The 638-nt window shown below is 70.4% G+C and carries 1 protein-coding gene; it reads right to left on the bottom strand.

The window, feature by feature from the left end; genetic code table 11:
• Positions 1–17: 17 nt before the first annotated feature.
• Positions 18–638: putative amidoligase domain-containing protein (locus PA598K_RS35595; protein ID WP_446674108.1), on the bottom strand; the 621-nt coding region annotated here is incomplete at its 5' end.

The raw sequence follows: 638 nt of genomic DNA, 5'->3' as shown, positions 1-638 counted from the left end.
GGGTTTGCAAACACGCCCTAACGCATCGCCTCGGGCGGCAGCTTCCACTTGTGGCGGAGGTCTGTCTGCTCATCCCATGTCGCGCCGCTACGGATCGCTCCCAGCAGCGGCGCGATATAGCGTCCCAGCTCGCGATACGACGCTGTGCGCGTGATCAGATCGAGGAAGCTGCGCATTCCCTCGTACAGCCTCTCGCGGTCGCCGCTATAATAAGCTGCGATCAGCTCCGGCTGCTCGGCCGGCAGCGTGCCATAGGCAGCGGAGAGCGCCCAGAGCTCGCGGACGCCGAGCAGGCTGAGGGCAAATGCCGCCTGCGCCGCCATCGGCGAGACGAGCCAGCTCGGCGGCGTCCGATACTCGAAACCGTGCGGCTGCAGCCGGAAGTCGCCAAGCGAGCCGTAGCGGGGGCGGCGACGGCGGCCTGCCGGGTCCTCGACGAGCGCCAGCGGGAAGGCGACGCAGCTGTCGAGCATCCGCAGCAGACGACTGCTCAGCCAAACGCCGCTCAGATGGATGTGGCCGCCCAGACCGAGTCCGGGGACCGGCATCCCGCCGGCCAGCCAGCGCAAGCCCGGCTCGGTGATGCGCGCCGCGGCCCGGCGCAGCAGCCGCCGCAGATGCCGCGCCAGCTCGGCGGG

The sequence above is a fragment of the Paenibacillus sp. 598K genome, assembly GCF_003851045.1.
GTDB lineage: Bacteria > Bacillota > Bacilli > Paenibacillales > Paenibacillaceae > Paenibacillus_D.
This window is presented reverse-complemented; position numbering and strand designations above follow the sequence as displayed.